Source organism: Absicoccus intestinalis, assembly GCF_033971885.1.
In the GTDB taxonomy this organism is placed as follows: domain Bacteria; phylum Bacillota_I; class Bacilli_A; order Erysipelotrichales; family Erysipelotrichaceae; genus Absicoccus; species Absicoccus intestinalis.
This window is the reverse complement of sequence record NZ_JALBUS010000007.1, coordinates 60340-84517: the sequence shown is the minus strand read 5'-3', so window position 1 is coordinate 84517 and position 24178 is coordinate 60340. Positions and strand designations below refer to the sequence as shown.

Below are 24178 nucleotides of genomic sequence, written 5' to 3'. Positions count from 1 at the left end.
GAGCTAGGTCTTTGAAAAGAGTAGGAGATCTCGCAGACACAGCGTTATGTGAATGAGGCATCATTTGATGCAAAGTTAGGTGGTACCACGTCAAAGCACGTCCTTTCGGATGTGCTTTTTTTTGGAAAGGATGAGAATATGAGTAAAGAAATGGCACCAAAATACGACCATTTGGCCGTAGAAGAAAACCGCTATCAATCGTGGTTAGACAAGGGATACTTTACAGCTGGTGATACGAGCAAGCATCCGTACTGTATGGTCATTCCTCCTCCAAATGTAACTGGAAAACTACATTTAGGACATGCATGGGATACAACCATTCAAGATATTTTAGCTCGTTATAAACGGATGCGAGGCTATGATGTCTTATGGTTGCCAGGAATGGATCATGCGGGAATAGCCACACAAGCAAAAGTCGATGCCCGATTAAAAGAAGAAGGCATTTCTCGTTATGATATTGGTCGTGAAAAATTTTTGGAACGTGCATGGGAATGGAAAGAAGAATATGCATCGACCATTCGGAGTCAATGGGCAAAGCTTGGTTTGTCCTTGGATTATACAAGAGAACGATTTACTTTGGATGAAGGCCTTTCTAAAGCGGTTCGTAAAACATTTGTGGATCTGTATAATGATGGCTTGATTTATCAAGGAGAACGAATCATTAACTGGGATCCAGAAGCAAAGACGGCTTTATCCAATATTGAGGTGGAGCATAAAGAAATTCCGGGTCACATGTATTATTTTAAATACAAGGTGGTGGAAACCGGAAAAGAATTAGTGATAGCGACTACTCGTCCTGAAACAATGTTTGCCGATCAGGCCATCTTTGTCCATCCAGATGATGATCGTTACAAAGATATTGTGGGCTTGCACGCCATCAATCCAGCCAATGGTGATGAATTGCCAATCATGGCAGATGATTATATTGATATGAGTTTTGGTACAGCCGTCATGAAATGTACACCAGCTCATGATCCGAACGACTTTGCCTTGGCAAAAAAATATCATTTACCGATGCCAATTTGTATGAATCCAGATGGTACCATGAATGATCTGTGTGGTAAATATGCCGGTATGGATCGTTTTGCATGTCGTGAAGCATTGGTCAAAGATTTTGAGGCTGCTGGTGTCGTGGATCATATTGAAGAACATGCGCATCAAGTTGGCCATTCACAACGAACGGGTGTCATTGTTGAACCGTATTTGAGCAAACAATGGTTTGTGAAGATGAAACCATTGGCAGAGGAAGTATTAAAATGTCAACAAGACGAGGATCAAAAAATTCATTTTGTTCCGGCTCGTTTTGAAAAAACATTTACCCAATGGTTGGAAAATATCGAAGATTGGTGTATTTCTCGTCAGTTATGGTGGGGACATCGTATACCAGCTTGGACCAATAAAGATACGGGTGAGATCTATGTGGGCATGGAAGATCCAAAAGATACGGAAACATGGATCCAAGATGAGGATGTTTTGGATACTTGGTTCTCATCGGGTTTATGGCCATTTTCAACATTGGGTTGGCCAGAAGATACACCGGATTTGGAACGTTATTTTCCAAATGACACATTGGTTACCGGTTATGACATTATCTTCTTCTGGGTTGCTCGTATGGCTTTCCAAACGCGTTTTGCGATGCATGATCGTCCCTTTAAAGATGTTCTGATCCATGGCTTGGTTCGTGATAGTCAAGGTCGGAAAATGTCTAAATCACTAGGCAATGGAATCGATCCTATGGATGTCATTCAAGAAAAAGGAGCCGATGCTTTACGGTTTTTCTTGACCACCAATTCAACACCAGGTCAAGATGTGCGTTATGATGAAACAAAAGTGGATGCAGCTTGGAATTTCATCAATAAGATCTGGAATGCAGCTCGTTATGTACAAATGCAAGTTGGTGATGAAAAACCAGTCTTAGATCCTGAACATTTATCCAGTAGCGATAAATGGATCTTATCTCGTTTCAATGAAGTATTGAGACATGTAACAGACAATATGGAAAAATATGAATTGGCCATTGTTGGAAACGAATTGTATAACTTTGTTTGGAATGATTTTTGTTCTTGGTATATCGAATTAAGCAAGGCTACCTTGTTTAGTGAAGATCCAAAGGTGGTTGCTTCCACAAAAGCCGTGCTATATACGGTTATGATCAATATTTTGAAATTGTTGTCTCCATTCATGCCATTTGTGACCGAAGAAATCTATTTAGATTTGCCACATGATAAAGAAAGTCTAAATGTGGAATCTTGGCCAGAAACCATTGCGTTTGCTTATACAGATGCTGAAAAAGAAGAAATGAATTTGGTCATGTCCACCATTGAAACGGTTCGTGAAGTCAAGACAAATTATGATATGAAACCAAGTAGAGATCTAACCATTTCTTTACGTGATGAAAAGGGTGGCTGGCATGAGCTCTCAAAAGATGCGAATGCGGTATTGAATAAGATGTGTCATGGCCATAATGTGGATGATCTACATACGGATGATATTTTATCACGTACGCTTGGACAATTTGTCTTTACTTGTGCCATGGGTGATTTGATCGATGTAGAAAAAGAAAAGGCAAAATTAACAAAAGAAATTGATCGTTTAAATAAAGAAATCAAGCGAGCTAATGGTATGTTGCACAATCCTGGTTTTGTTTCGAAAGCACCGGAAGCAAAAGTGAATCAAGAAAGAGAAAAACTCGCAAAATATCAACAGGAATTAGGTTTAACCGAAAAGCAATTAAATGAACTTTTGTCAAAATAGTCGCTGAAATTCGGGGGGGGGGTCTATAAATTTTATTGTTTAATAAGATTTGTTGACAAAATATACAAATCAAGTAGAATGATTTGTATAGGATGAAAGGAAAGAAGAAATGCCCCGACAAAAAGCAAGAGATGCCATCAATTACTTTTTGGATCTTCAAATGGATTCCTTTGCTACAAACAGTAGTTGGTATGAAGGTTTCAAGATGCGTGATTTACACATTTTGGCATTCATTGACCGAACCCATGAGGACCATATGGTTACTGTGTCTGAATTAGCGTATCACTTAAATGTAACCCCTGCAGCAGCTAGTCAATTTGTGACAGCTTATGAGAATAAAGGCTGGGTTGAACGGATTCGTTCGGATAAAGATCGTCGAACTGTTCATGTAAAGGTTACTGAAAAAATCAACCATATATTTAAAGAACGTCTGCAAAAGATTGATGAGAGGGCAGATGAAGTATTGGCTGATTTCAGCGATGAAGAAATACTCGCTTTTTCACGAATATTAAAAGCAATCGATGGAAAACTGGGAATCAGTATCAGTCCCCGTGACAAAAAGAATTAGATTCTACAAAAAGCGCACATTGTGCGTTTTTTGTTTGTTGATTTTCTCCTTCATTATAGATATATTTATATCTATATAAATAGAGAAGAAAGGAAAACAATATGTCACATCAAGAAGCTTTGGAGGCAATCAATAATTTTTTAGAATGGCAGAAAGATGCTTTTGCCGTCACTAAAAATTCTTATAAAATGAAAGATATTCAAATCATTTCTTTTATTTATACGGCAAAAGATAATCAGGTCACGATTTCGGGTCTGGCGAAACATTTTGACATTAGTATTGCCGCCGCTAGCCAATTTATGAACGAGTACGAAGAAAAGGGTTGGATCCAGCGAATCCGATATGAAAAGGATCATCGCGTTGTATATGTGCGATTAACAAACAAAGTACTCGAAGAAATCCAGGCATGTAAAAAATGGTGTCAAACCGAAATCGAAGATGTATTTGATTCTTTTGATGAAAGAGAAATTTCGGCTTTTTCTCATATTTTAAATGCATTGAATAAAAGAATCGAATATGACATGAATAATAAGTAAAAAACACGCAATTTGCGTGTTTTTTATTGTTCTTGGGCTGCCATTTTTTGACGATATAAATTTCGACGATCCATGGCTGTTAGACCTTTTTTGCGAAGACGGATCGCATCAGGTGTGACTTCTACCAATTCATCATCATTGATCCATTCCAATGCTTCTTCTAAGGAAAAGATGCGTGGTGGTGTCAATAACATCGCTTCATCTCGTCCACTGGATCGAATCGCTGTCAATTTTTTATTTTTTAATGGATTGACGTCCATATCAATATTTTTGGCACTTTCACCAATGATCATACCTTCATAAACAGGTGTTTGTGGTGAAATAAATAAAGTACCTCGTTCTTGCAGATTCCAGAGGGCATAGGTCATAGCCGTTCCGGTTCCATTGGAAATCATAGCACCTTGCATTCGTTGTGGAATTTCACCTTTGTAAGGCTCATAACCAGAAATTCGACGAACCAGTGTACCTTCACCATGGGTTTCATTGATAAATTCAGTACGGAATCCTAATAGACCTCGTGTTGGTACTTGATAAGTAATACGTACATAGCCATTTTCTTCATTTAGATCTTGCATCACACCTTTACGAAGATTCAATTTATTGATGATAGCACCTTGATATTCTTCTGGTGCAATGCAGACGACTTCTTCGACGGGTTCTACCTTATGACCGTTTTCATCTTCATGTAAGATAACCTCTGGTTTGGAAACGGCCAATTCATATCCTTCACGACGCATATTTTCAATTAAGATGGAAATGTGAAGTTCACCACGACCGGATACTTTGAAACAATCCGCACTATCGGTTTCTTCTACTTTTAATCCAACATTGACTTCCAATTCTTTTTCCAAGCGTTCTTTTAAATTCCGACTTGTCACATATTTACCACTTTGACCAGCAAATGGCGAAGTATTGACATGGAAGTTCATCGAAAGGGTAGGTTCTTCAATAGGAATATGGGACATTGGTTCTACATGTTCTGGGTCGCAAATGGTATCACCAATATTGATATCCGGCATACCGGCAATGACGACAATATCACCACTGTGTGCTTCTTTGACATCGACACGTGAAAGTCCTTTGTAGACAAATAATTTTGAAATGGTTTCACGCTCATTTAAACCTTGCTCATTGCAACGAATATAGGTATCGCCTTGATGCAGGACGCCATTGTAGATTCGACCAATACCTAAACGACCAATATAATCATCATAGGCTAAAGCGGATACTTGCATTTGAGCTGGTTGATCATCTTTGTCTGGATAGGGATCACAATGTTTTAAGATCGTATCAAACAAAGGATCAATATTGTCGCTTGGTGTATTCAAATCGTATTGGACTCGGCCTTCACGGGCAACGCCATATAAAATAGGGAAGTCCAATTGTTCATCGGTTGCGTTTAAGTCAAGGAATAGATCGTATACTTCATCAACAACTTCTTCGGCGCGTTGATCTTTTTTATCGATCTTATTGATCAGTAGGATGGGTTTCAAACCAATTTCCAATGCTTTGGATAACACAAATCGTGTTTGTGGCATAGGTCCTTCACTGGAATCGACCAATAAGATGACTGTATCTACGGTACGAATAATTCGTTCGACTTCACTGGAAAAGTCAGCATGGCCTGGTGTATCAACAATGTTGATTTTTACGCCATTGTGGATGATCGAACAGTTCTTAGAATAAATAGTGATACCGCGTTCACGTTCCAAATCATTGGAATCCATGACACAGTCAACGACTTCTTCATTGTCACGGAATACATCGCTTTGTCGCAAGAAAGCATCAACTAACGTACTTTTTCCTGCGTCGACATGGGCGATGACGGCAATGTTCAAGATTTTTTCTCTATTGGACATAGTGTCACTCTCTTTCTGTCTAAAAAACAGTACAAGTATAATTCAAAGTATAAAAATTTGCAATATGTTATAATATGTGCATGTTAGTAAAATATTTTAAAAAGTATTCGAGATATTTAGATCGAGAAATGGAATACAAGATCTATGGACATACAGGGAAAGTATGTCTAGTGATTCCAACCCAAAACAATCGTTTTTTTGAATGGGAAGATCGGCATATGTATGAGACGGTTGCTGAGCAAATTGAAGCAGGAAAGATTCGGTTTATCGCTTGTGATGCCATTGATCTGGAGACGTGGTCCAATGATCATGGTGATCCCAAAGAGCGTTATGATCGTCATGAAGCTTGGATCCAATATATCATTCATGAGTTAAAACCCGAAGCGGATCTGTATTTTGGATCTTCCATGCCTTGGTGGGTAACTGGAGCTAGTATGGGAGCTACCCATGCAACCAATCTCTTCTTTCGTTTTCCAGATTTGTTTGATGGTATTTTAGCCTTGTCAGGCGTCTATGAAATGGATCAATATTATGCTGGTTATCATGATGAGATCACGTATCAAAACAATCCCATGGCTTATTTATATAATATAGGTAAGGATCATCCATATATTCGGAAATACAACTTACATCCCATGATTTTTTGTGTAGGACAAGGCGATTGGGAAAGAGAAACTTCAAAAGATCTACGACAATTAGAACAAATCTTTAAAGAAAAAGGCATTCATGCTTGGTGTGATTATTGGGGGTATGATGTAGCGCATGATTGGCCTTGGTGGCAAAAACAATTTCCATATTATATAGATCATATGTTAAAAGGCGATGTAGTCTAAGCTACATCGCCTTTTTAAACAAGCATGACATCTCGTACGCCAGGCACTTCATCTAAGATCAATGATTTGATGCCACTGGAAAAATCGTTGACGGCCATAAAGCATCCTTGGCAAGCACCACGGAATGTGACATACACAACATTGTTTTCGTCAATACCCAAAAAGGCAATGTCACCACCATCTTGTTGGATATAGGGACGAATTTTATCAATACATGCTTCGACTTCTTTTTTTGTCGGGATATGTTCTTCGTTTGTTTGTTCTGCTGACATGGTATGCATCTCCTTATCTTACTATCTATAGAAATAAAGGGCTAATAAATAATGGAACCAATAGACCAATGATAAATCCACCAATGACTTCCGTAAATTTATGACCTAATACAGCTTTGAGCTGCTCTTTATAAATGGGTTCGTCATAATCGATATTTATCTGTGCTTCATCTTTGAGATCCTTGATCAATTGCTGCGTTAATTCAATATTTTTTCCGGAATAGTAACGTACATGGCAAGCATCATACATGACGATGAATGCGAAAATAGCGGTAACGGCAAATAACGCAGAATTAAATCCTTCTTGAATGCCGATGGCCATGGAAAGACCGGTTACGGTTGAAGAGTGGGAACTGGGAAATCCACCACTTGCTACGACCCAGTGGAGGTCCCATTCACCAGATTTCAAATAATAAAAGATGGTCTTGAGAACTTGTGCAATTAAATTGCAAACAAGTGCTGTCACTAATGGAAAAAGTGAAGCAGGAATGGTCATAAATCCTTCCTCCCTTGATTTCTTGTGTTCATTATATCACACAGATGATAAAAGAATAGTGATATGCTTAATGAATAATTGATAAAAGCGTAAAAATTGTCCTTTAAAAAATAATACAAAACTCGTATAATAATTTTGGTATGAATAAACCAAATATTTAAGGAGGAAATTATATGGCAAAAAAATTCCAGTCCATGGACGGTAACACGGCTGCGGCCCATAATGCCTATGCTCTTACCGAAATGAGTTGTATTTATCCAATTACACCATCTTCGCCAATGGCAGAATCGATGGATGATTGGGCAAGCCAAGGACGAAAAAATGTATTCGGTGAAGTTGTAAAAATCGCTGAATTACAATCAGAAGCCGGTGCATCTGGTGCTGTGCATGGTGCTGCACAGGGAGGAACTTTAGCAACAACATTTACTGCCAGTCAAGGTTTGTTGTTGATGATCCCAAATATCTATAAATGGGTTGGTGAAAATTTACCAGTCGTTTTACATGTAGCTGCGCGTTCACTAGCAAGCCGTTCATTAAATATCTTCGGTGACCATGAAGACATTTATGCTGTACGTCAGACCGGTATCCCTATGTTATCGTCGCATTCCGTACAGGAAGTTATGGATCTAGCTGGTGTTGCTCACTTAGCTGCCATCAAATGTCAAGTTCCATTTATTCATTTCTTTGATGGATTCCGTACTTCTCATGAAGTACACAAAGTTGAAGTATTTGACACTGAAAAATACAAAGACTTAATTGATTACGAAGCATTGGAAGAATTCCGTAAACGTTCTATGAACCCACATACAAATCCAGTAACTCGTGGTGCGAACGAAAACGATGATATCTTCTTCCAAACTGTTGAAGCTCGTAACGAACATTATGCAAATGTCGCCGATGTTGTCGCTGATTACATGAAGAAGGTCAGTGAAATCACTGGACGTGACTATAAACCATTTAACTATGTTGGTGCGCCAGATGCTGAACGTGTCTTCGTGGTTATGGGTTCAGCAAGTGAAGCTGGATTAGAAGTTGTGAACGACTTAGTTGCTAAGGGTGAAAAAGTCGGTATGATCAAGGTTCATTTGTATCGTCCATTCTCTGCAAAATACTTAAAAGCAGTTTTACCTGCAACCGTTAAACGTATTGCTGTATTGGATCGTACAAAAGAAGCTGGAGCTAGTGGTGAACCTCTATACTTAGATGTATTAGGTGCCTTGGCTGGATCTGGAATTGAAATTATCGGTGGACGTTATGGATTAGGTTCTCATGATACACAACCTTGCCATATCAAAGCCGTATTGGATTACTTAAAAGCAGACGATATCAAGACAGGATTTACGATTGGTATCGAGGATGATCTAACGCATACATCCTTACCAGTTGACACAAGTTATGTCATCGAATCCGATGCAACTTCTTGTTTGTTCTGGGGTCTTGGTTCCGATGGTACAGTAGGTGCTAATAAGAACACGATCAAGATCATTGGTGATAATACCGATCAATATGCACAAGGTTATTTCGCATATGACTCGAAAAAAGCCGGTGGTGTTACTCGTTCTCACTTGCGTTTTGGAAAATCACCAATCCACTCTACTTATTATGTAAATAATGCGGACTTTATCTCAGTATCTTTGGATGCTTATATGTTCCGTTATGATGTAGCTCGTGGATTAAAAGATGGCGGTACTTTCTTATTGAATACAACTTTCGATAAAGAAGAAATCGTAAAACATATGCCAAATCGTTTGAAGAAACGTTTAGCACAGGCACATGCAAAATTCTATATCATTAATGCAACCAAGATTGCCTTAGAAATCGGTATGGGTCGTCGTACCAATACGATTTTACAGAGTGCTTTCTTTGCTTTGAATACACAAATCATGCCTTTGGAAACTTCGGTTGATTTGATGAAGAAATTCGCTAAGAAGTCTTATGGTAAGAAAGGTGATCAAATCGTTCAATTGAACTATGCAGCAATCGATGCTGGTAAAGATGGTATTGTTGAAGTTCCAGTTGATCCAGCATGGGCTGAATTACCAAGTGGTGAATTACGTACAATGACTGGTGATCCTTATTGGGATGAATATGCAGGTCGTATCAATGCTTTGGAAGGATACGATATGCCAGTAAGCACATTTGCTAAATATGCATTGGATGGTTCTATGCAACCAAATGCAGCATTCAAAGGTCATCGTGCTACGGCTGCCATGGTTCCAGATTGGAATCCAGACAACTGTATTCAATGTGGAATTTGTTCCTTCGTATGTCCACATGCAACCATTCGTACATTTGCTTTGACTGATGAAGAAGTGGCTAATGCACCACAAGAATTCAAGACGGTTCCAGCTATTGGTGTAAAAGATCAAAAATTATCATTCCGCGTACAAACTTCACCTTCTAACTGTGTTGGTTGTGGATTATGTGTCACTGAATGTCCAGGTAAGAAGGGTGAAAAAGCCTTGAAGATGGTTCCTATCCATGACAAATTGGATGAAGATCCATTGGCAGATTACCTATTCAAAGAAACTGAATACAAGAAAGATCTATTCCCTAAGAACACGATCAAAGGTTCTCAATTCTTGATGCCTTATTTCGAAGTTCCAGGATCTTGTCCAGGATGTGGTGAAACACCTTACTATCGTTTAGCATCTCAATTATTTGGTAAAGACATGATGATTGCCAATGCAACTGGATGTTCTTCCATCTATTGTGGTGCTACACCAGATACACCATTTGTAACGGATAAAGATGGAAATGGACCTGCTTGGGCTAACTCTTTGTTCGAAGATAATGCCGAATATGGATATGGTATGGCATTGGCACAAAACTACCGTATGTCTACGATCTATAAGACAATGGAAGAAAACATGGATAGTGTTGCTCCAGAATTGAAGGCTGCTTTTGAAAAATATCTTGAAGCAAAGGGTGACAAAGATGCAGAACGTGCATTAGCACCACAAATCAAAGAATTAGCTGCTAAAGAAGCCAATGAAGATGTAAAAGCATTAGCCGATGCGGATTTGGTTGAAAAATCAGTATGGATCATCGGTGGTGATGGTTGGGCTTACGATATTGGATATGGTGGATTAGACCATGTCATGGCCAACAACGTGAATGTGAACGTATTAGTCTTAGATACTGAGGTTTATTCAAATACGGGTGGACAATCTTCTAAATCTTCGCAACGTGCTTCCATTGCTAAGTTTGCTGCTGGTGGTAAGACGGTTGCTAAGAAAGATTTAGGACAAATTGTCATGACTTATGGTACAGCTTATGTTGCTTCTGTATGTATGGGTGCCAATAAGATGCAAACATTGAAAGCATTCCAAGAAGCAGAAAGCTATGATGGACCATCATTGATCATTGCGTATGCACCTTGTGCTGAGCATCATATCAAGGGTGGATTAGGAATCCATCAACAAGTACAACGTGATGCCGTAGATTGTGGATATGTCGTATTGTATCGTTACGATCCACGTGCTGAACAACACTTGACAATTGATTCAAAAGAACCAGATTACTCGAAGATGAAAGACTTCATGATGAGAGAAACTCGATTCAATCAATTGGTTAAGTTAAAAGGTGCTGAAAAAGCCGATGAATTATTCGAAGAAGCGAAAGCAGATGCTGCACGTCGTTATCATCGTTTAGTTTCTATGGCAAAAGAAGACGAATAATCTACTGAAAAGGAACTGTATTTGCAGTTCCTTTTTTTTTGAGAATTCGTTATGATTAGAGCAGAAAAGAGGTATGTATGAAATTTTGTTTTGATTGTGATGACACACTCTATGATCTACAAGATCCTTTTCGCAAATGCATCGCACAATTTTTTCCAGATTATGAAGGTGATTTAGAAGAATTTTATCGTATTTATCGAGAATATGGAGATGAAGTATTTGATTTGTTACAAAATGATACGATCACTGTAGATGATAGTGGCATCTATCGTATTTATGCATCCAGTCAAGCTTTGGGATTAGAGATGAGTCTAGAACAAGCGGCTGATTTTCAAGATCTGTATCGAGAAAACCAACATCATATTCAAATGGCACCCTCCTACCATGAATATTTTAAAAATACATCCAGTGAGATTGCAATCTTGACAAATGGATTCGATGATCATCAACGAATGAAATTAAAAGCTTTGGATGTTTTTGCTTATTTTGCGCCCGATCATGTATATACATCGGGACAATTGGGCTATGCGAAACCCGATCCACAAGCGTTTCAAGCCATTGCCAAGTATACCCATACAAACATTTCCGATTGGTATTATATTGGTGATAATTATATCAATGACATGAAAGGAGCAAAAGGGGCTGGCATGCATACCATTCATTTGAATCGACATCATCAAATGGAAGGAGATGCCGCCGATTATGTAGTGTATACCGAAGAGCAGTTGATCGCATTATTAAAAAAACTGGAAAATAGAGGATACGTCGTATCAAATGAAGACCTATAAAAAAAGATGGTCGCTTAGGCGGCCATCAATTTTTCTAATTGTTGTTTGATTGCTTGAATAAATTGTTCCGAATCCACTTGTTTGGTTTCTACACCTTGTGCTAAGGCACAAAGATCTTTTGTCATGATACCTGCATTCAATGTATCTAAACAAGCTTGTTCAAGCGTATGAGCGAAGGTTTGTAAATCTTCCAAACCGTCTTTTTCACCACGTTTTGCGAGAGCTCCTGTCCAGGCAAAAATTGTAGCAATCGGATTGGTCGAGGTTTTTTCACCTTTCAAATATTTGTAGTAATGACGCGTAACGGTTCCGTGGGCTGCTTCGTATTCATAATTGCCATCTGGAGAAACCAATACACTGGTCATCATGGCTAACGAACCAAATGCGGTCGATACCATATCGCTCATTACATCACCATCATAGTTCTTACAAGCCCAGATCATGCCACCTTCGCTACGAATCACTCGGGCGACGATATCATCGATCAATGAATAAAAATAAGTGATGCCAGCTGCTTCAAATTTGTCTTTGTATTCCTGATCATAGATTTCTTGAAAAATATCTTTGAACGTATGATCATATTTTTTCGAAATCGTATCTTTTGCACCAAACCATAGGTCTTGTTTTGCATCTAAAGCATAATTGAAACAACTACGAGCAAATGATTGAATCGAATCATCTTTATTATAAAGACCTTGAAGTACTCCTTTTCCTTCAAAATCAAAGATTTTTTCTTCGGTTGTCCGGCCATCTTCATCGGTAAATTTTAATGTAGCTGTTCCTGGTTTGGATACACGAATTTCTTGATCTCGATATACATCACCATAGGCATGACGAGCAATGGTGATTGGCTTTTTCCAATTGCGTACAACCGGTTGGATGGGATCGATCATGATAGGAGCACGGAACACCGTTCCATCCAGAATGGCACGGATCGTACCATTGGGAGATTTCCACATTTGATGTAAGTTGTATTCTTCTACTCGTTGTGCATTGGGTGTGATCGTTGCACATTTTACGGAAACTCCATATTTTTTATTGGCATTGGCTGCATCGATCGTTACTTGATCATTGGTTTCATCTCGATGTTTTAATCCGAGATCATAATATTCTGTTTTTAAATCCACATAGGGAAGGATCAGTTCATCCTTGATCATCTTCCATAAAATACGTGTCATTTCATCGCCATCCATTTCAACCAACGGCGTTTTCATTTGAATTTTTTCCATAGGCATCCTCCAACTATGCATCCATTATACCTTTTCTTGTATCCGTATGCCAAAACTATTTTTATTTGTGGTAATATATAGACATTGTGGAGGTAAAGAAATGATTCTTGCAACAATTCATGAAAAATCATCTTTAAAAGCTTTAAAAGAAGCCGGTTGTGATGGCGTCATCATTGGTGTCAAGCCTCTTGCTTTACATTGTCCATGTACGATTGAAAGGAACGAACTATCGCAATGGAAGGAAAATTGTGATCAATTCAACTTGGATCTATATGTCAATGGAACAAAGCTGATGATGGATGAAGATCTACCTCTTGTTTCAGATACTCTACAACAATGTCAATCCTTAGGTATCCAAGGATTTTATTTTGCAGATGAAGGCGTCTTACAAGTAGCGAAAGAGATTGGTTATCAAAATGCATTGATTTATCAACCGGAAACGTTAATAACCAATCATTTGGATGCGCAATTTTATTTAAATCAAGGCATACAAGCCGTAAGTTTAGCTCACGAATTGTCACTGGATGAAATGAAAAAAATTGCGCAAGCTCCACATTTGGAAGTATTGATCAATGGCTATTTTTCGATTCTTTATTCGCGTCGACCTCTGGTTTCCAATTATATGCATCAAGAAAATATGGATGTGCCATCGACCTTACGATATGATCTCATCGAAGCAACCCGATCGGATCGCATGCCTATTCTCCAAGATGAAACGGGTACGCATATTTTCAGTGAACAACCGATTCAATCCAGTCATGAGATGCAGACATTAAAAGAATATGGAATCTCTCGGTTTCGAATCGATTCCATTTTTCAATCCGATGCTTGGACCATTGATATTTTAAATGCATATAAAGAACACCTTGTGATGCCTGGTTCTGATCATTGGTATCATCAACAAACGATTCGAAAAAAGGAGGAGCAGAAATGAATAAAATTGAATTGTTAGCTCCTGCTGGTAATCTGGAAAAAGCTAAGATCGCCATTTTATATGGGGCGGATGCAGTATACATTGGTGGAAAACAATTTTCCCTGCGTTCACGCGCTTCGAACTTTTCTTTGGACGAGATGAAGGAGTTGGTCGATTTTGCGAATGACCACCATGCCCATGTGCATGTAACGGTCAATATGTTACCACATGAAGATGATCTGGAAGGCATCCAAACCTATTTGCAGCAATTGGATGCCATTGGTGTCCATGCGATCATTGTGGCCAGTCCATATATTATGACATTGGCAAAATCATTGGGGTGTCATTTTGAAGTGCATGTTTCTACCCAACATTCAAGCACCAATTCAAAAGCTATCCAATTTTGGAAAGAACAAGGCATGGATCGTGTTGTTTTGGCGCGAGAATGCGGTATGGAACAAATCCAAACGATGGCTCAAAAACAAATTCTGCCGATTGAGATATTTATTCATGGAGGCATGTGTATTTCCTATTCGGGTCGTTGTGTTTTAAGCAACCATATGACTTTGCGAGATGCCAATCGTGGGGGGTGTGCACAAAGCTGTCGATGGAAATATCATCTCATGGAAGGAAACAAAGAACTCTCGGATCCGGAACAATTATTTTGCATGTCGTCCAAAGACCTACAAGCTGTTGATGAAATTGAATCCTTTATTCGATGGGGCGTTGCTTCTTTAAAAATCGAGGGACGAATGAAGTCTGCCTATTATCTTGCTTGTGTGGTTTCCAGTTATCGTCGTTTGATCGATCATATTTATGAAAAAGGAACAGTCAGCCAAGAAGAATTAGATGCCATTAAATTGGAGATTGCCAAAGCAGAAAATCGCCAAACAGGGCCTGGCTTTTATAAAGGGTTACCGGACGAAACGGTTCAGTTATACCAAGATCATGATGAGACGGTGACCCAGGAATATGTTGCGTTTGTTATGGGTCAAAAGGATGATAAAATACAGTTACAAGTCAAAAATAAATTTGTGTTCGAAGACGCTCTAGAAATATTTGGTCCCCAAATTCCAAGTACGCCGATCCATCTTCAATGGATCGAAGATGAAAATGGAGATCCCATGAATGTGTGCAATAAACCGATGCAAATCGTTTATGCGAAATGGGATGGGCCTTGGCAAAAAAATGCAATGATTCGAAAGAGGAGAAAATAAAATGAAATTAAGTCAAAGTTTTTTTTATACATTGCGTGAAAACGCAAAAGATGAAGATAGTGTATCGAGTAATTTGCTTGTGCGAGCTGGTATGATCAAAAAGACCAGTGCCGGTATTTATATGATCATGCCAATGGGTAAAAAAGTGTTAGCGAAAGTGGAAAATATCATTCGTGAAGAAATGGATGCCAAAGGGGCACAAGAATTATTGATGCCTGCCTTGATTCCGGAGGAAGTCTATGAAAAATCCGGTCGAAGAGAAGCGTTTGGCTCCAATATGTTTGCGCTTCATGATCGTAATGATCGTCCTTATGTTTTAGGACCAACCCATGAAGAATTATTTACGATGGCAGCCAGCATGGATGGCAAGAGCTATAAAGATTTTCCATATAATTTATATCAGATCCAAACGAAATATCGTGATGAAACACGTCCTCGTTTTGGTTTGATTCGTGTGCGTGAGTTTATCATGAAAGATGCGTATTCTTTTGACACCGACGAAGCCGGATTGGCAAGATCTTATGATGCGATGTATGATGCCTATTGTCGTATCATGGATCGTTTGGGACTGAAATATAAAGTTGTGCGGGCAGATACCGGTGCGATGGGTGGTTTATTAAGTGAAGAATACCAAGCCTTATCACCCATTGGAGAAGATATCATTGTTGGCTGTGAAGGTTGCGACTTTTCAAGCAACATGGAAATTACCGAAGTTGTTGATAATAAACCGGAGTCAACTGAACCAAAAGTGCCTTATTCAATCAAGGAAACCCCCAATGCGAAAACCATCGAAGAGGTTGCAGCTTTCTTTGGAAAACAACCGAGTGATTTTGTGAAGACTTTGCTCTATAATGCCGACGGTAAGATCGTGGCATTCTGTGTGCCGGGGGATCGTGAATTAAATGAAGCCAAAGCCATGAAGCTTTTAGGTGTTAATGAAATGGAATTGGCAGCTTTTGAAGATGTCGAACGAGTAACCCATGCCAAGGTAGGATTTGCAGGTCCAATTGGTATTGATTGTCCAGTTTATATGGATCGTCAAATCTTAAAAATGCATAATTTTATTGTGGGTGCAAATAAAACGGACCATCACTATGAAAATGTGAATGTGGAAGACTTTCAACCGGAGGCCATTGCCGATCTATGTCAAGTCAAAGATGGGGATGTATGTCCGGTTTGTGGCCAACCATTGACATTTGAACATGGTATTGAAGTAGGCAATTTATTTAAACTTGGAACCAAATATTCAAAGAGTTTAAATGTGCTTTATACGGATCAAGACAACCAGCAGAAACCGATTTGGATGGGTTGCTATGGTATTGGTTTGGAGCGTTGTATGGCCGCTGTTGCCGAACAATACAATGATGAAAAAGGCTTGATGTGGCCCGATGAAGTAGCCCCTTTCCGATTAGCCATCGTTGTGATTTCCAATAAAGATGAACGCCAAATGGAAGTGGCAGATCAATTATATGCTTTCTGTAAGAAGCGTCATTATGATGTTTTATTAGATGATCGAAAAGAACGTCCTGGTGTCAAATTCAAAGATATGGAATTGATTGGTATCCCACATCGTATCACGGTTGGTCGTGGTGTAAAAGATGGTATGCTTGAATGGACCGAAAGAGCAACCGGAGAAAAGACGGAAGTATCTTTGGATGATATTGAAGATCGAATCATTGAAATTTATGAAAAATAGATAAAAAATGCTTGGCATTATACAGGATCCATGTTATTATAAACAAGGTCGAAATGAGCTTGCAATTATACAATGGATCTTGTATAATAAATAAGCACCTGGTTCCGTAGCCAAGAGGCTAAGGCAATAGACTGCAACTCTGTGATCATCGGTTCGACTCCGATCGGAACCTCCATTTATGGGGTCGTGGCGGAATTGGTAGACGCAACGGACTTAAAATCCGTTGGGAGTTAATTCCCGTGTGGGTTCAAGTCCCACCGTCCCCACCATAGGTAATAAGCCCTTTATTTAAAGGGTTTTTTATTTTACTGGGCGATATTTGGGCGACATTTGGTTGAATTTTAGCCATGAAACTTAAATAATAGAATCGTAAGAAATGGAGTGGTGGGAATGATAGGAAAAGATGAAAAGACCGGAAAGTGGTTCTATCACGGAAAGATATACCGAAATGGCAAGGTGGTAAAGAACTATACCAAACGCGGCTTTGATAAAAAGAGCGATGCCAAACAGGCAGAAACCGAATACCTAAAAGAGATGAATGAAAAGCTAAATCGTACGGTCGTTACATGGGATGAACTTGTAACGGAGTTTGAGGCCCACTTGATCACGCAGGTCAAAGAGTCAAGCTACATCAGTGACGTTTCCATCTATAACAAGACACCGGAATACGTCAAAGCAAATTACAGTGATGCGGCCACTTTGCAGAGATACATCAACGAATGTGACCAGAAGTTCTCCAAGCGTCATGTTGAAAAGATATTCTACTGTCTGAAAAAGCTCATGCGTTATGCCGTTTTCCACGACTACTTGCAGAACAACCCGATGGAGCGGGTATACAAGGACCAGAGGAAAAACGAGCGACCAAAAGAGATCGAATTCTGGGAACCATGGCAGTTTGATCGGTTCATCGTATGTGAAGAAAGCAAGGTCTATAAAGTGGCTTACTGTACACTGTACTACATGGGCATCCGAAAGGGCGAGATGCAGGCATTGACATGGAAGGATATCGATTTCAACAATCATACGATGACCATCAATAAGATCGTATCCCACAAGGCCATGAAGGGAAGCAGCCACATCACCACACCAAAGACGGAGAACTCATATCGCACGATCACCATACCGAAGAAGTTATACGAGATGCTTATTGATCTGTATGATACGTACAAGGAAGAGGGCTATATCGAAGATATGCCGAATGCTTTTGTTTTTGGTGGCGACAGGCCTTTGCCAAGCGAGACGCTCCGCAGACGCTTTAAGAACAATGTAGAAAAAGCTAATAAGAATGCCGATGCCATGCATCAGATACCACTTATAAAGATACATGGATTAAGACATTCCCATGCATCGTTCTTGATCAATAACATGGATAAAGGATTCACGGACTTTGACATCGCACAACGGCTTGGTGACACTGTAGAGACCCTGCATAATGTGTATGCCCACTGGTTCGATAAAGCAGACAAGAAAATTGTAGATTTTATGGATACGATGTGATTGAATATAAATAGACAAGATGTCTGATAAAAGGAGGTAGCAAAGATGAATAGAAACAACAAGATATTCACAAAATCCTTTTTTCGTGGAGCCTCAAGCATCGTCAATATATTTGGTAATAGGTCGCAGTATGATCATGCCTACACTGGATATCAAAAAGACGTTCAAGCTTTAGCATCAGACTGGAACAAGGTAGGGAATACATTAAGGGAATCAATGAATGAATACTCAAGAAAAAACAAAAAATTTAGAGCAGCAAGATAATGACCAACCATTAAATCGTTCACTTGATGATAGTAATAATTCTTTAAAACAAGCGAAACAAATGCATGTTGAGCATCATATAGAATATAATGGGCCACTTCCAATACCATCGCATTTGGAAGCATATGAAAATATTCTTCCAGGCTCGGCAGACAGAATCATTACCATGGCTGAAAAAGAAGCAGAACATAGGCATGACATGGAAACCAAAGCAATTGAATTTGCTCAAAGAGATGCGCGCCGTGGCCAAACTTTTGCATTCATCATAGTTATGGCATCATTGATTGGTGGAATTATATTGATATTAAATGGAGATAGTATCATCGGTTTTGCTTCGTTGATATCAAGCTTGGCTATTCTTGCTGGTGCCTTCATCTATGATAATAAAAAAAACCAAAATGATAAAAAATAACAATAAAAAATAGAGAGAAGACACAGGTATCCTCTCTCCGAAAAAAGATTTAACTTTTTTGTTCCTACAACCATTATAAGCAATCTATTTGGTTTAAGCAAATAGCAAGTTACAGGCAAGTTAAATTAATGATATAATGAGAATGTGATAAGAGCCTTAACCGGCCCTTTTCACGACCATTATTTCTCATGTCATTTCTCACGCACCGGTCAAATATGGCCGGTGTTTTTTTATTTCCCATGTTTTGTCGTAATTCCCCACCTATCATCGTTATCCCCCATGTTATATTGTTTTTTATACATATAAGAAAAGCGCCAGGTATTATGCCTGGTGCTTTTTACTTATCTAGCTGTTTTTTTTTGTTCATTACATCTAAAATATATTCTATTTCATTATCTATATGCTCTATGAAATCTTCAAATTCTTGAGCTGACAATTTAAAAGTTGTTTTGCCATTAGAAAACGTATAAACATCAGATTCTATATAAGAAGGGCTTCCATCATCGTTTTCACCAACAAATTCTTCTTTACCACTGCCGGAAAGACTCACATTCCAGCCCAATAATTTCAAATATGCTCTAAATTCTGTCTTGCGATTCATATCTTTAAAAACCATTTCAGATGAATCATCCCAATCCATAAGATACGATATTGGAACGCCTAATGCTTTTGCAATTAATGTAGCAGTTGTCTGAGGCAAATCTCGTTCATTTTTTTCTATTTTAGCAATCGTAGAGCGGCTTTTATATCCGACTTTTAGCGCCAATTCTTCTTGAGACATATTTAATTGTTGTCTTCTTTCTCTTATTTTATCACCTATCATATGTTTATCTCCTTACGGATATATTTTACCCTTTGTTGTCAACATGCACAATAAAATATTAAATTTTATGTTGACAAATAGCCAACATGAGCATAAGATTACATTAAAAGTTGGCAAAGAGCCAACAGAAAGGAGAGCACATGATAAATGTAAGAAAATTAAAATCCGTACTTATTTTAAAGGAAATCAGTCAGCAAGATTTAGCGTATAATCTTGGCATTTCAAAACAAGCTTTGAATTATAAAATAAACGGAAGAACACCATTCAAGGTTTCAGAAATTTTGAAAATTCAAAAGCTGTTAAAGCTATCTAAAGAAGAAAGAGACAATATTTTTTTTGATTATCGTGTTGGCAAAGAGCCAACAAAATAACGACAGGGAGAACAATGATGGAACAAATTCAAACATTCACAAGTGAAGAGTTCGGCAGTGTACGAACAACAATGATTAATGATGAACCGTGGTTCGTTGGAAAAGATGTGGCAGACATTTTAGGCTATTCAAAATCACGAAATGCGATTGCGCTTCATGTTGATGAGGATGACGCCCTAAAACAGGGCCTCACCGACAGCTTAGGCCGTGTTCAAGAAACTATTATCATCAATGAATCCGGTCTTTATTCTTTAATCCTCAGTTCCAAATTACCTACAGCTAAGAAGTTCAAGCGTTGGGTAACTTCTGAGGTACTTCCAAGCATCAGAAAGAACGGTGCTTATTTAACAGATAAGAAAGCCTATGACATTACACACGATAAATCAAGCTTGATTGATTTGCTTCAACAGGCCGCCGACCAACTGAAAGAAAAAGATGTTGTGATCGAGCGTATGAAACCGAAAGCCTTATTCGCTGATGCGGTCAATGACAGTGAAACAGATATCTTGATTGGCGATTTGGCAAAGCTCATCAAACAGAATGGTCATGACATCGGTCAAAAACGTCTGTTCGCATGGATGCGTGACAATGGATATCTCATGAAAAGTGGAAACAGCAAGAATCTACCTACACAGAAATCCATGGAGCTTGGATTGTTCCGTATCAAGGAAAGAACGATCAACAACCCGGATGGAAGCGTACGTATTACGAAGACCACAATGGCCACGGGAAAAGGACAGATATACTTCGTCAACAAATTCTGCAAGGAGTAATTATGTATGGACTACAAATTTATGAAAGAAATTAACGATCATCAAATCAAGAAAGAAATCAATCGTGAGATGGAAAGACAAGCAATCATTCAAAAAAGAGAACTTGAGCTTGAAGAAAGAGAAGAGCTTATCAACGGACTCATTGGAACAGCCATTGTGGTTCTATTAGTCATTGCTGGTGGATTCGTACAAGCACTATGAAAGGAGGCAACATGTGGTATCTGACATACAAAGACGTGGTTAAGATACTCGGATGCACGCAGGAAAAAGCGTACAAAGAGATCTATCGATTACGGGCTTTGAAAGACGAAAATGGAAGATCGTTCAATGACAGTGAGACGGCGAAGCTGGTAACCAAAGGCATTGTCCCAATCACAATATGGTTGAAACATCATCCATATACAAAGATGGCGGTCAATGAATTAAAAAAGCAGTCTGAGATCAGCAAAGACTGAAAACAGGCTGCAAAACAAAACAACTAAATAAAGTATAGCACAGTCGTTCCCTCCAGGCTATACATCACTTTCCATGGCATGGGAAGGCATACATGCTATGGACCTCCTACTTATTGATTCATATTCCATTGATTACAGCTTTTAGGTGGTGTGTAGCCTGGTCGGAATGACTGGCAGAAAGGCCGGTGCTACCGACCTGCACATGAAAGACAAATTATAAGAAAGGTAGGTGTAAAGCTCCTAGTAACAACATTATAAGACCATACGAAGAGAACCGTCGAAACCCCTTTTCACGGTTAAAAAAGATTGAATTGATTCATGTGCAGATCGGTGGTATCCGGTCAAAAAAAGAAAGGAAAGAGAATGACAGTAAAAATCAATGAGCTAGAACTTGAAAATGTCAAGCGAATCAAGGCCGTCAAGATAGAACCTACAGAAAACGGTCTAACTATCGTTGGCGGACGCAACAATCAAGGCAAGACAAGCGTCCTTGATGCAATTGCATGGGCACTTGGCGGCAACAAATTCAAACCATCGCAACCCAAAAGAGAAGGAAGCGTCCTTCCACCAAATCTGAAAGTAACATTGAACAATGGCCTTGTGGTCACGCGTTCCGGCAAGAACAGTGTGCTCAAAGTAACAGATCCGGAGGGTGGCAAATCCGGACAGCAGATTCTTGACAAGCTGATTGGTGAGATGGCACTCAATGTACCAAAGTTCATGGAATCGCGCCCTAAAGAAAAGGCGGACTATCTGTTACAGATTCTCGGTATCGGTGAAGAGCTCACCAAGCTTGAGCTGAAAGAAAAAAAGGTCTATGAAGAACGTCATGCCATCGGGCAAATTGCATTACAGAAACAGAAATATGCTGATGAATTGCAAGATTATCCTGATGCGCCGAAAGAGCTTGTATCAGCAAGTGAACTGATCAAGCAGCAGCAGACGATCATGGCGCACAATGCCGAGAATCAACGCAAACGCATGAACCAGAAATCAATCTACCAGGAATACAAGGCCGCTGAAGGCAACGTCATCGCTCTGGAAGCACAATTGACAGAGGCAAAGCGCAAGCTCGATAAGCTTACAGATGATCTTGAAACAGCAAACAAGGACATTGTTGACCTTGTGGATGAAAGTACCGATGAACTGGAAGAAAACATCAAGGAAATTGATGCAATCAACGTCAAGGTGCGAGCCAATATGGACAAAGAAAGAGCAACGAAGGAAGCCGAAGAAGCTCAAGAGGAATATGAAGATAAATCTCTTGAACTGAAGAAGGTTCGCGAAGAAAAGATGCACCTGTTGGACTCCGTTGAATTGCCGTTGCCTGGACTTGCCATCGAGAATGGGGAGATCATCTACAACGACCAGAAATGGGATAACATGTCCGGTTCCGATCAATTAAAAGTAAGTACGGCCATTGTCCGAAAGCTCAACCCTAATTGCGGATTTGTACTATTGGACAAACTGGAACAGATGGATCTCGATACTCTGAAGGAATTTGGCGGATGGCTCGAAAAGGAAGGCCTACAGGCCATCGCTACACGTGTATCCACTGGAGATGAATGCAGCATCATCATCGAAGATGGATATACAAAAGAAGAAAAGCCAAAGCAATTTACAGGATTCAAGGGATTTGGAGGTAAAGAGAATGGAAATTAGCAGAGGGATAATCGAAAATCCGTGGAAAGTGCTTGTATACGGTCCCGAAGGGATTGGCAAGACAACGTTTGCCGCACACTTTCCAAAGCCTTTGTTCATCGACACGGAAGGCGGAACGGCGCGTCTCGATGTAGCGCGTCTGCCGGCACCATCATCATGGGAATATCTGATGCAGGAAATTGATTTTGTCATCAAAGAAAAACCATGTGAAACGCTTGTCATTGATACAGCGGACTGGGCAGAAAAGCTGTGTATCAAGTCTGTATGCGACAAGCAAGGTGTTGATAACATCGAATCGTTCGGGTACGGCAAAGGCTATGTCGTACTGGCCAATGAATTTGGAAAGCTGTTGAACAAGCTCAATGACGTTATTGAAGCTGGTATCAACGTGGTACTGACTGCCCATTCCATCATCAAGAAATTTGAACAGCCGGATGAGATGGGGGCATATGACCGATATGAGCTGAAGCTCGAAAGAAAGACGGCACCGCTCGTTAAGGAATGGGCAGATATGATCCTGTTTGCCACATATCAGACCTATATCGTTGAAGATTCCAAAACAAAATCAAAGAAAGCTACAGGCGGAAAACGTATCATGCATACCACGCACAATCCGTGCTGGGATGCCAAGAACCGTTCGGGACTGGATGATACCTTGGACTTTGATTTTAATGAGATCAGTTACTTATTTGCCAAGACACCTAAGCTTGACAGTAAAAACAGCACGATTCGGCTTGACATTCCAAAAGAAAAGCCGAAAGCAGACACGGACCCTATAGATTTATCTCTTGAACCTACACTAGAACCGCAAATCGTAGAAGGAGATATGATCCCAAGCATTGATTATACAAGCGAAGAATATGAAGGATTGATTCCTGAGGTCATCCAGCTGATGGAAGAAAACATGATCAATGCAGATACCTTGAAAACGGCAGTAGCAGATGCTGGCATCGTACCAGTGACGACACCGTTTACAGCTTATCCAGAGGACTGGCAGAGGGGAGACCTTGTAGCCAACTGGGATGAGTGGATGAAAAGAATAAATGATATTCCATTTTAGAAATAAGGAGGAGAAATAAA

The 24178-nt window shown here is 39.5% G+C and carries 23 protein-coding genes, 2 tRNA genes and 1 other annotated feature (1 of these 26 cut by a window edge); of the genes, 20 read left to right on the top strand and 5 right to left on the bottom strand.

Annotated elements, in window-relative coordinates; translation table 11 throughout:
* Window positions 1–108: a binding site (T-box leader), on the top strand; it begins 96 nt to the left of the window's first position.
* A gap of 30 nt (window positions 109–138) precedes the next feature.
* The 3 genes from MOZ64_RS06170 to MOZ64_RS06160 all read left to right on the top strand — a co-directional run bounded on the left by MOZ64_RS06170 (window position 139) and on the right by MOZ64_RS06160 (window position 3858).
* A complete protein-coding gene (locus tag MOZ64_RS06170) occupies window positions 139–2754 on the top strand; it encodes a valine--tRNA ligase (protein ID WP_320325717.1) in 2616 nt (871 codons plus the stop codon).
* 109 nt (window positions 2755–2863) lie between these two features.
* Complete coding sequence (locus MOZ64_RS06165) at window positions 2864–3322, top strand: MarR family winged helix-turn-helix transcriptional regulator (protein ID WP_320325716.1); 459 nt, start codon at window positions 2864–2866, stop codon at window positions 3320–3322.
* Between the two features lie 101 nt (window positions 3323–3423).
* On the top strand, window positions 3424–3858 hold the full coding sequence (locus MOZ64_RS06160) for a MarR family winged helix-turn-helix transcriptional regulator (protein ID WP_320325715.1): 435 nt from the start codon (window positions 3424–3426) through the stop codon (window positions 3856–3858).
* 23 nt (window positions 3859–3881) lie between these two features.
* Here the strand turns inward: MOZ64_RS06160 and typA are convergent, their stop codons facing one another.
* The gene (gene typA / locus MOZ64_RS06155) at window positions 3882–5717 is read right to left on the bottom strand and encodes a translational GTPase TypA (protein ID WP_320325714.1); all 1836 of its coding nucleotides are present in this window, start codon (window positions 5715–5717) and stop codon (window positions 3882–3884) included.
* Window positions 5718–5797: 80 nt separating this feature from the next.
* On the opposite strand from typA, the gene MOZ64_RS06150 reads away from it, so the two are divergent.
* A complete protein-coding gene (locus tag MOZ64_RS06150) occupies window positions 5798–6550 on the top strand; it encodes an esterase family protein (protein ID WP_320325713.1) in 753 nt (250 codons plus the stop codon).
* 14 nt (window positions 6551–6564) lie between these two features.
* On the opposite strand, the gene MOZ64_RS06145 is transcribed toward MOZ64_RS06150, so the two are convergent.
* Both MOZ64_RS06145 and MOZ64_RS06140 read right to left on the bottom strand, forming a co-directional pair.
* Window positions 6565–6822, bottom strand: a complete 258-nt coding sequence (locus MOZ64_RS06145; RefSeq protein WP_320325712.1) for a NifU family protein — start codon at window positions 6820–6822, stop codon at window positions 6565–6567.
* 25 nt (window positions 6823–6847) lie between these two features.
* On the bottom strand, window positions 6848–7318 hold the full coding sequence (locus MOZ64_RS06140) for a divergent PAP2 family protein (RefSeq protein ID WP_320325711.1): 471 nt from the start codon (window positions 7316–7318) through the stop codon (window positions 6848–6850).
* A gap of 173 nt (window positions 7319–7491) precedes the next feature.
* Between MOZ64_RS06140 and nifJ the strand changes: the two genes are divergently transcribed.
* Window positions 7492–10998 carry a pyruvate:ferredoxin (flavodoxin) oxidoreductase gene (gene nifJ / locus MOZ64_RS06135; RefSeq protein ID WP_320325710.1) on the top strand — a complete coding sequence of 1169 codons (3507 nt, stop codon included), beginning with the start codon at window positions 7492–7494 and terminating at the stop codon, window positions 10996–10998.
* Between the two features lie 77 nt (window positions 10999–11075).
* The gene (locus MOZ64_RS06130; protein ID WP_320325709.1) at window positions 11076–11786 is read left to right on the top strand and encodes an HAD family hydrolase; all 711 of its coding nucleotides are present in this window, start codon (window positions 11076–11078) and stop codon (window positions 11784–11786) included.
* Between the two features lie 14 nt (window positions 11787–11800).
* Here the strand turns inward: MOZ64_RS06130 and MOZ64_RS06125 are convergent, their stop codons facing one another.
* Window positions 11801–13015, bottom strand: a complete 1215-nt coding sequence (locus MOZ64_RS06125; RefSeq protein WP_320325708.1) for an NADP-dependent isocitrate dehydrogenase — start codon at window positions 13013–13015, stop codon at window positions 11801–11803.
* Window positions 13016–13115: 100 nt separating this feature from the next.
* Between MOZ64_RS06125 and MOZ64_RS06120 the strand changes: the two genes are divergently transcribed.
* The 8 genes from MOZ64_RS06120 to MOZ64_RS06085 all read left to right on the top strand — a co-directional run bounded on the left by MOZ64_RS06120 (window position 13116) and on the right by MOZ64_RS06085 (window position 19014).
* Entirely contained in the window at window positions 13116–13949 is an 834-nt protein-coding gene (locus MOZ64_RS06120; RefSeq protein ID WP_320325707.1) for a peptidase U32 family protein, read from the top strand.
* Window positions 13946–15145 (top strand): peptidase U32 family protein, encoded by a 1200-nt coding sequence (locus MOZ64_RS06115; RefSeq protein ID WP_320325706.1) that lies wholly within the window; start codon window positions 13946–13948, stop codon window positions 15143–15145. The genes MOZ64_RS06120 and MOZ64_RS06115 overlap by 4 nt, the downstream gene beginning before the upstream one ends.
* Window position 15146: 1 nt before the next feature.
* Complete coding sequence (locus MOZ64_RS06110) at window positions 15147–16841, top strand: proline--tRNA ligase (RefSeq protein ID WP_320325705.1); 1695 nt, start codon at window positions 15147–15149, stop codon at window positions 16839–16841.
* Between the two features lie 100 nt (window positions 16842–16941).
* Window positions 16942–17016: transfer RNA gene (locus MOZ64_RS06105), tRNA-Cys, on the top strand.
* A gap of 5 nt (window positions 17017–17021) precedes the next feature.
* Window positions 17022–17110, top strand: a tRNA-Leu gene (locus MOZ64_RS06100).
* Window positions 17111–17231: 121 nt separating this feature from the next.
* Entirely contained in the window at window positions 17232–18338 is a 1107-nt protein-coding gene (locus MOZ64_RS06095; RefSeq protein WP_320325704.1) for a site-specific integrase, read from the top strand.
* Window positions 18339–18383: 45 nt separating this feature from the next.
* Window positions 18384–18602, top strand: coding sequence for a hypothetical protein (locus MOZ64_RS06090; protein ID WP_320325703.1), 219 nt, complete (start codon window positions 18384–18386; stop codon window positions 18600–18602).
* On the top strand, window positions 18559–19014 hold the full coding sequence (locus tag MOZ64_RS06085) for a DUF2335 domain-containing protein (protein ID WP_320325702.1): 456 nt from the start codon (window positions 18559–18561) through the stop codon (window positions 19012–19014). Before MOZ64_RS06090 ends, MOZ64_RS06085 begins: the two co-directional genes overlap by 44 nt.
* A 337-nt stretch (window positions 19015–19351) precedes the next feature.
* Here MOZ64_RS06085 and MOZ64_RS06080 read toward each other — a convergent pair whose 3' ends face one another.
* On the bottom strand, window positions 19352–19837 hold the full coding sequence (locus tag MOZ64_RS06080; RefSeq protein WP_320325701.1) for a helix-turn-helix domain-containing protein: 486 nt from the start codon (window positions 19835–19837) through the stop codon (window positions 19352–19354).
* A 140-nt stretch (window positions 19838–19977) separates the two neighbouring features.
* Here MOZ64_RS06080 and MOZ64_RS06075 point away from each other — a divergent pair, with 140 nt between their 5' ends.
* From MOZ64_RS06075 to MOZ64_RS06050, 6 genes are all read left to right on the top strand, one after another.
* Window positions 19978–20208 (top strand): helix-turn-helix transcriptional regulator, encoded by a 231-nt coding sequence (locus tag MOZ64_RS06075; RefSeq protein WP_320325700.1) that lies wholly within the window; start codon window positions 19978–19980, stop codon window positions 20206–20208.
* 17 nt (window positions 20209–20225) lie between these two features.
* A complete protein-coding gene (locus MOZ64_RS06070; RefSeq protein ID WP_320325699.1) occupies window positions 20226–20981 on the top strand; it encodes a phage antirepressor KilAC domain-containing protein in 756 nt (251 codons plus the stop codon).
* Window positions 20982–20987: 6 nt separating this feature from the next.
* Window positions 20988–21182, top strand: a complete 195-nt coding sequence (locus tag MOZ64_RS06065; RefSeq protein ID WP_320325698.1) for a hypothetical protein — start codon at window positions 20988–20990, stop codon at window positions 21180–21182.
* An 11-nt stretch (window positions 21183–21193) separates the two neighbouring features.
* Complete coding sequence (locus tag MOZ64_RS06060) at window positions 21194–21436, top strand: hypothetical protein (protein WP_320325697.1); 243 nt, start codon at window positions 21194–21196, stop codon at window positions 21434–21436.
* A gap of 363 nt (window positions 21437–21799) precedes the next feature.
* Window positions 21800–23098 (top strand): AAA family ATPase, encoded by a 1299-nt coding sequence (locus tag MOZ64_RS06055; protein ID WP_320325696.1) that lies wholly within the window; start codon window positions 21800–21802, stop codon window positions 23096–23098.
* Complete coding sequence (locus MOZ64_RS06050; protein WP_320325695.1) at window positions 23088–24158, top strand: ATP-binding protein; 1071 nt, start codon at window positions 23088–23090, stop codon at window positions 24156–24158. Before MOZ64_RS06055 ends, MOZ64_RS06050 begins: the two co-directional genes overlap by 11 nt.
* Window positions 24159–24178 lie beyond the last annotated feature (20 nt).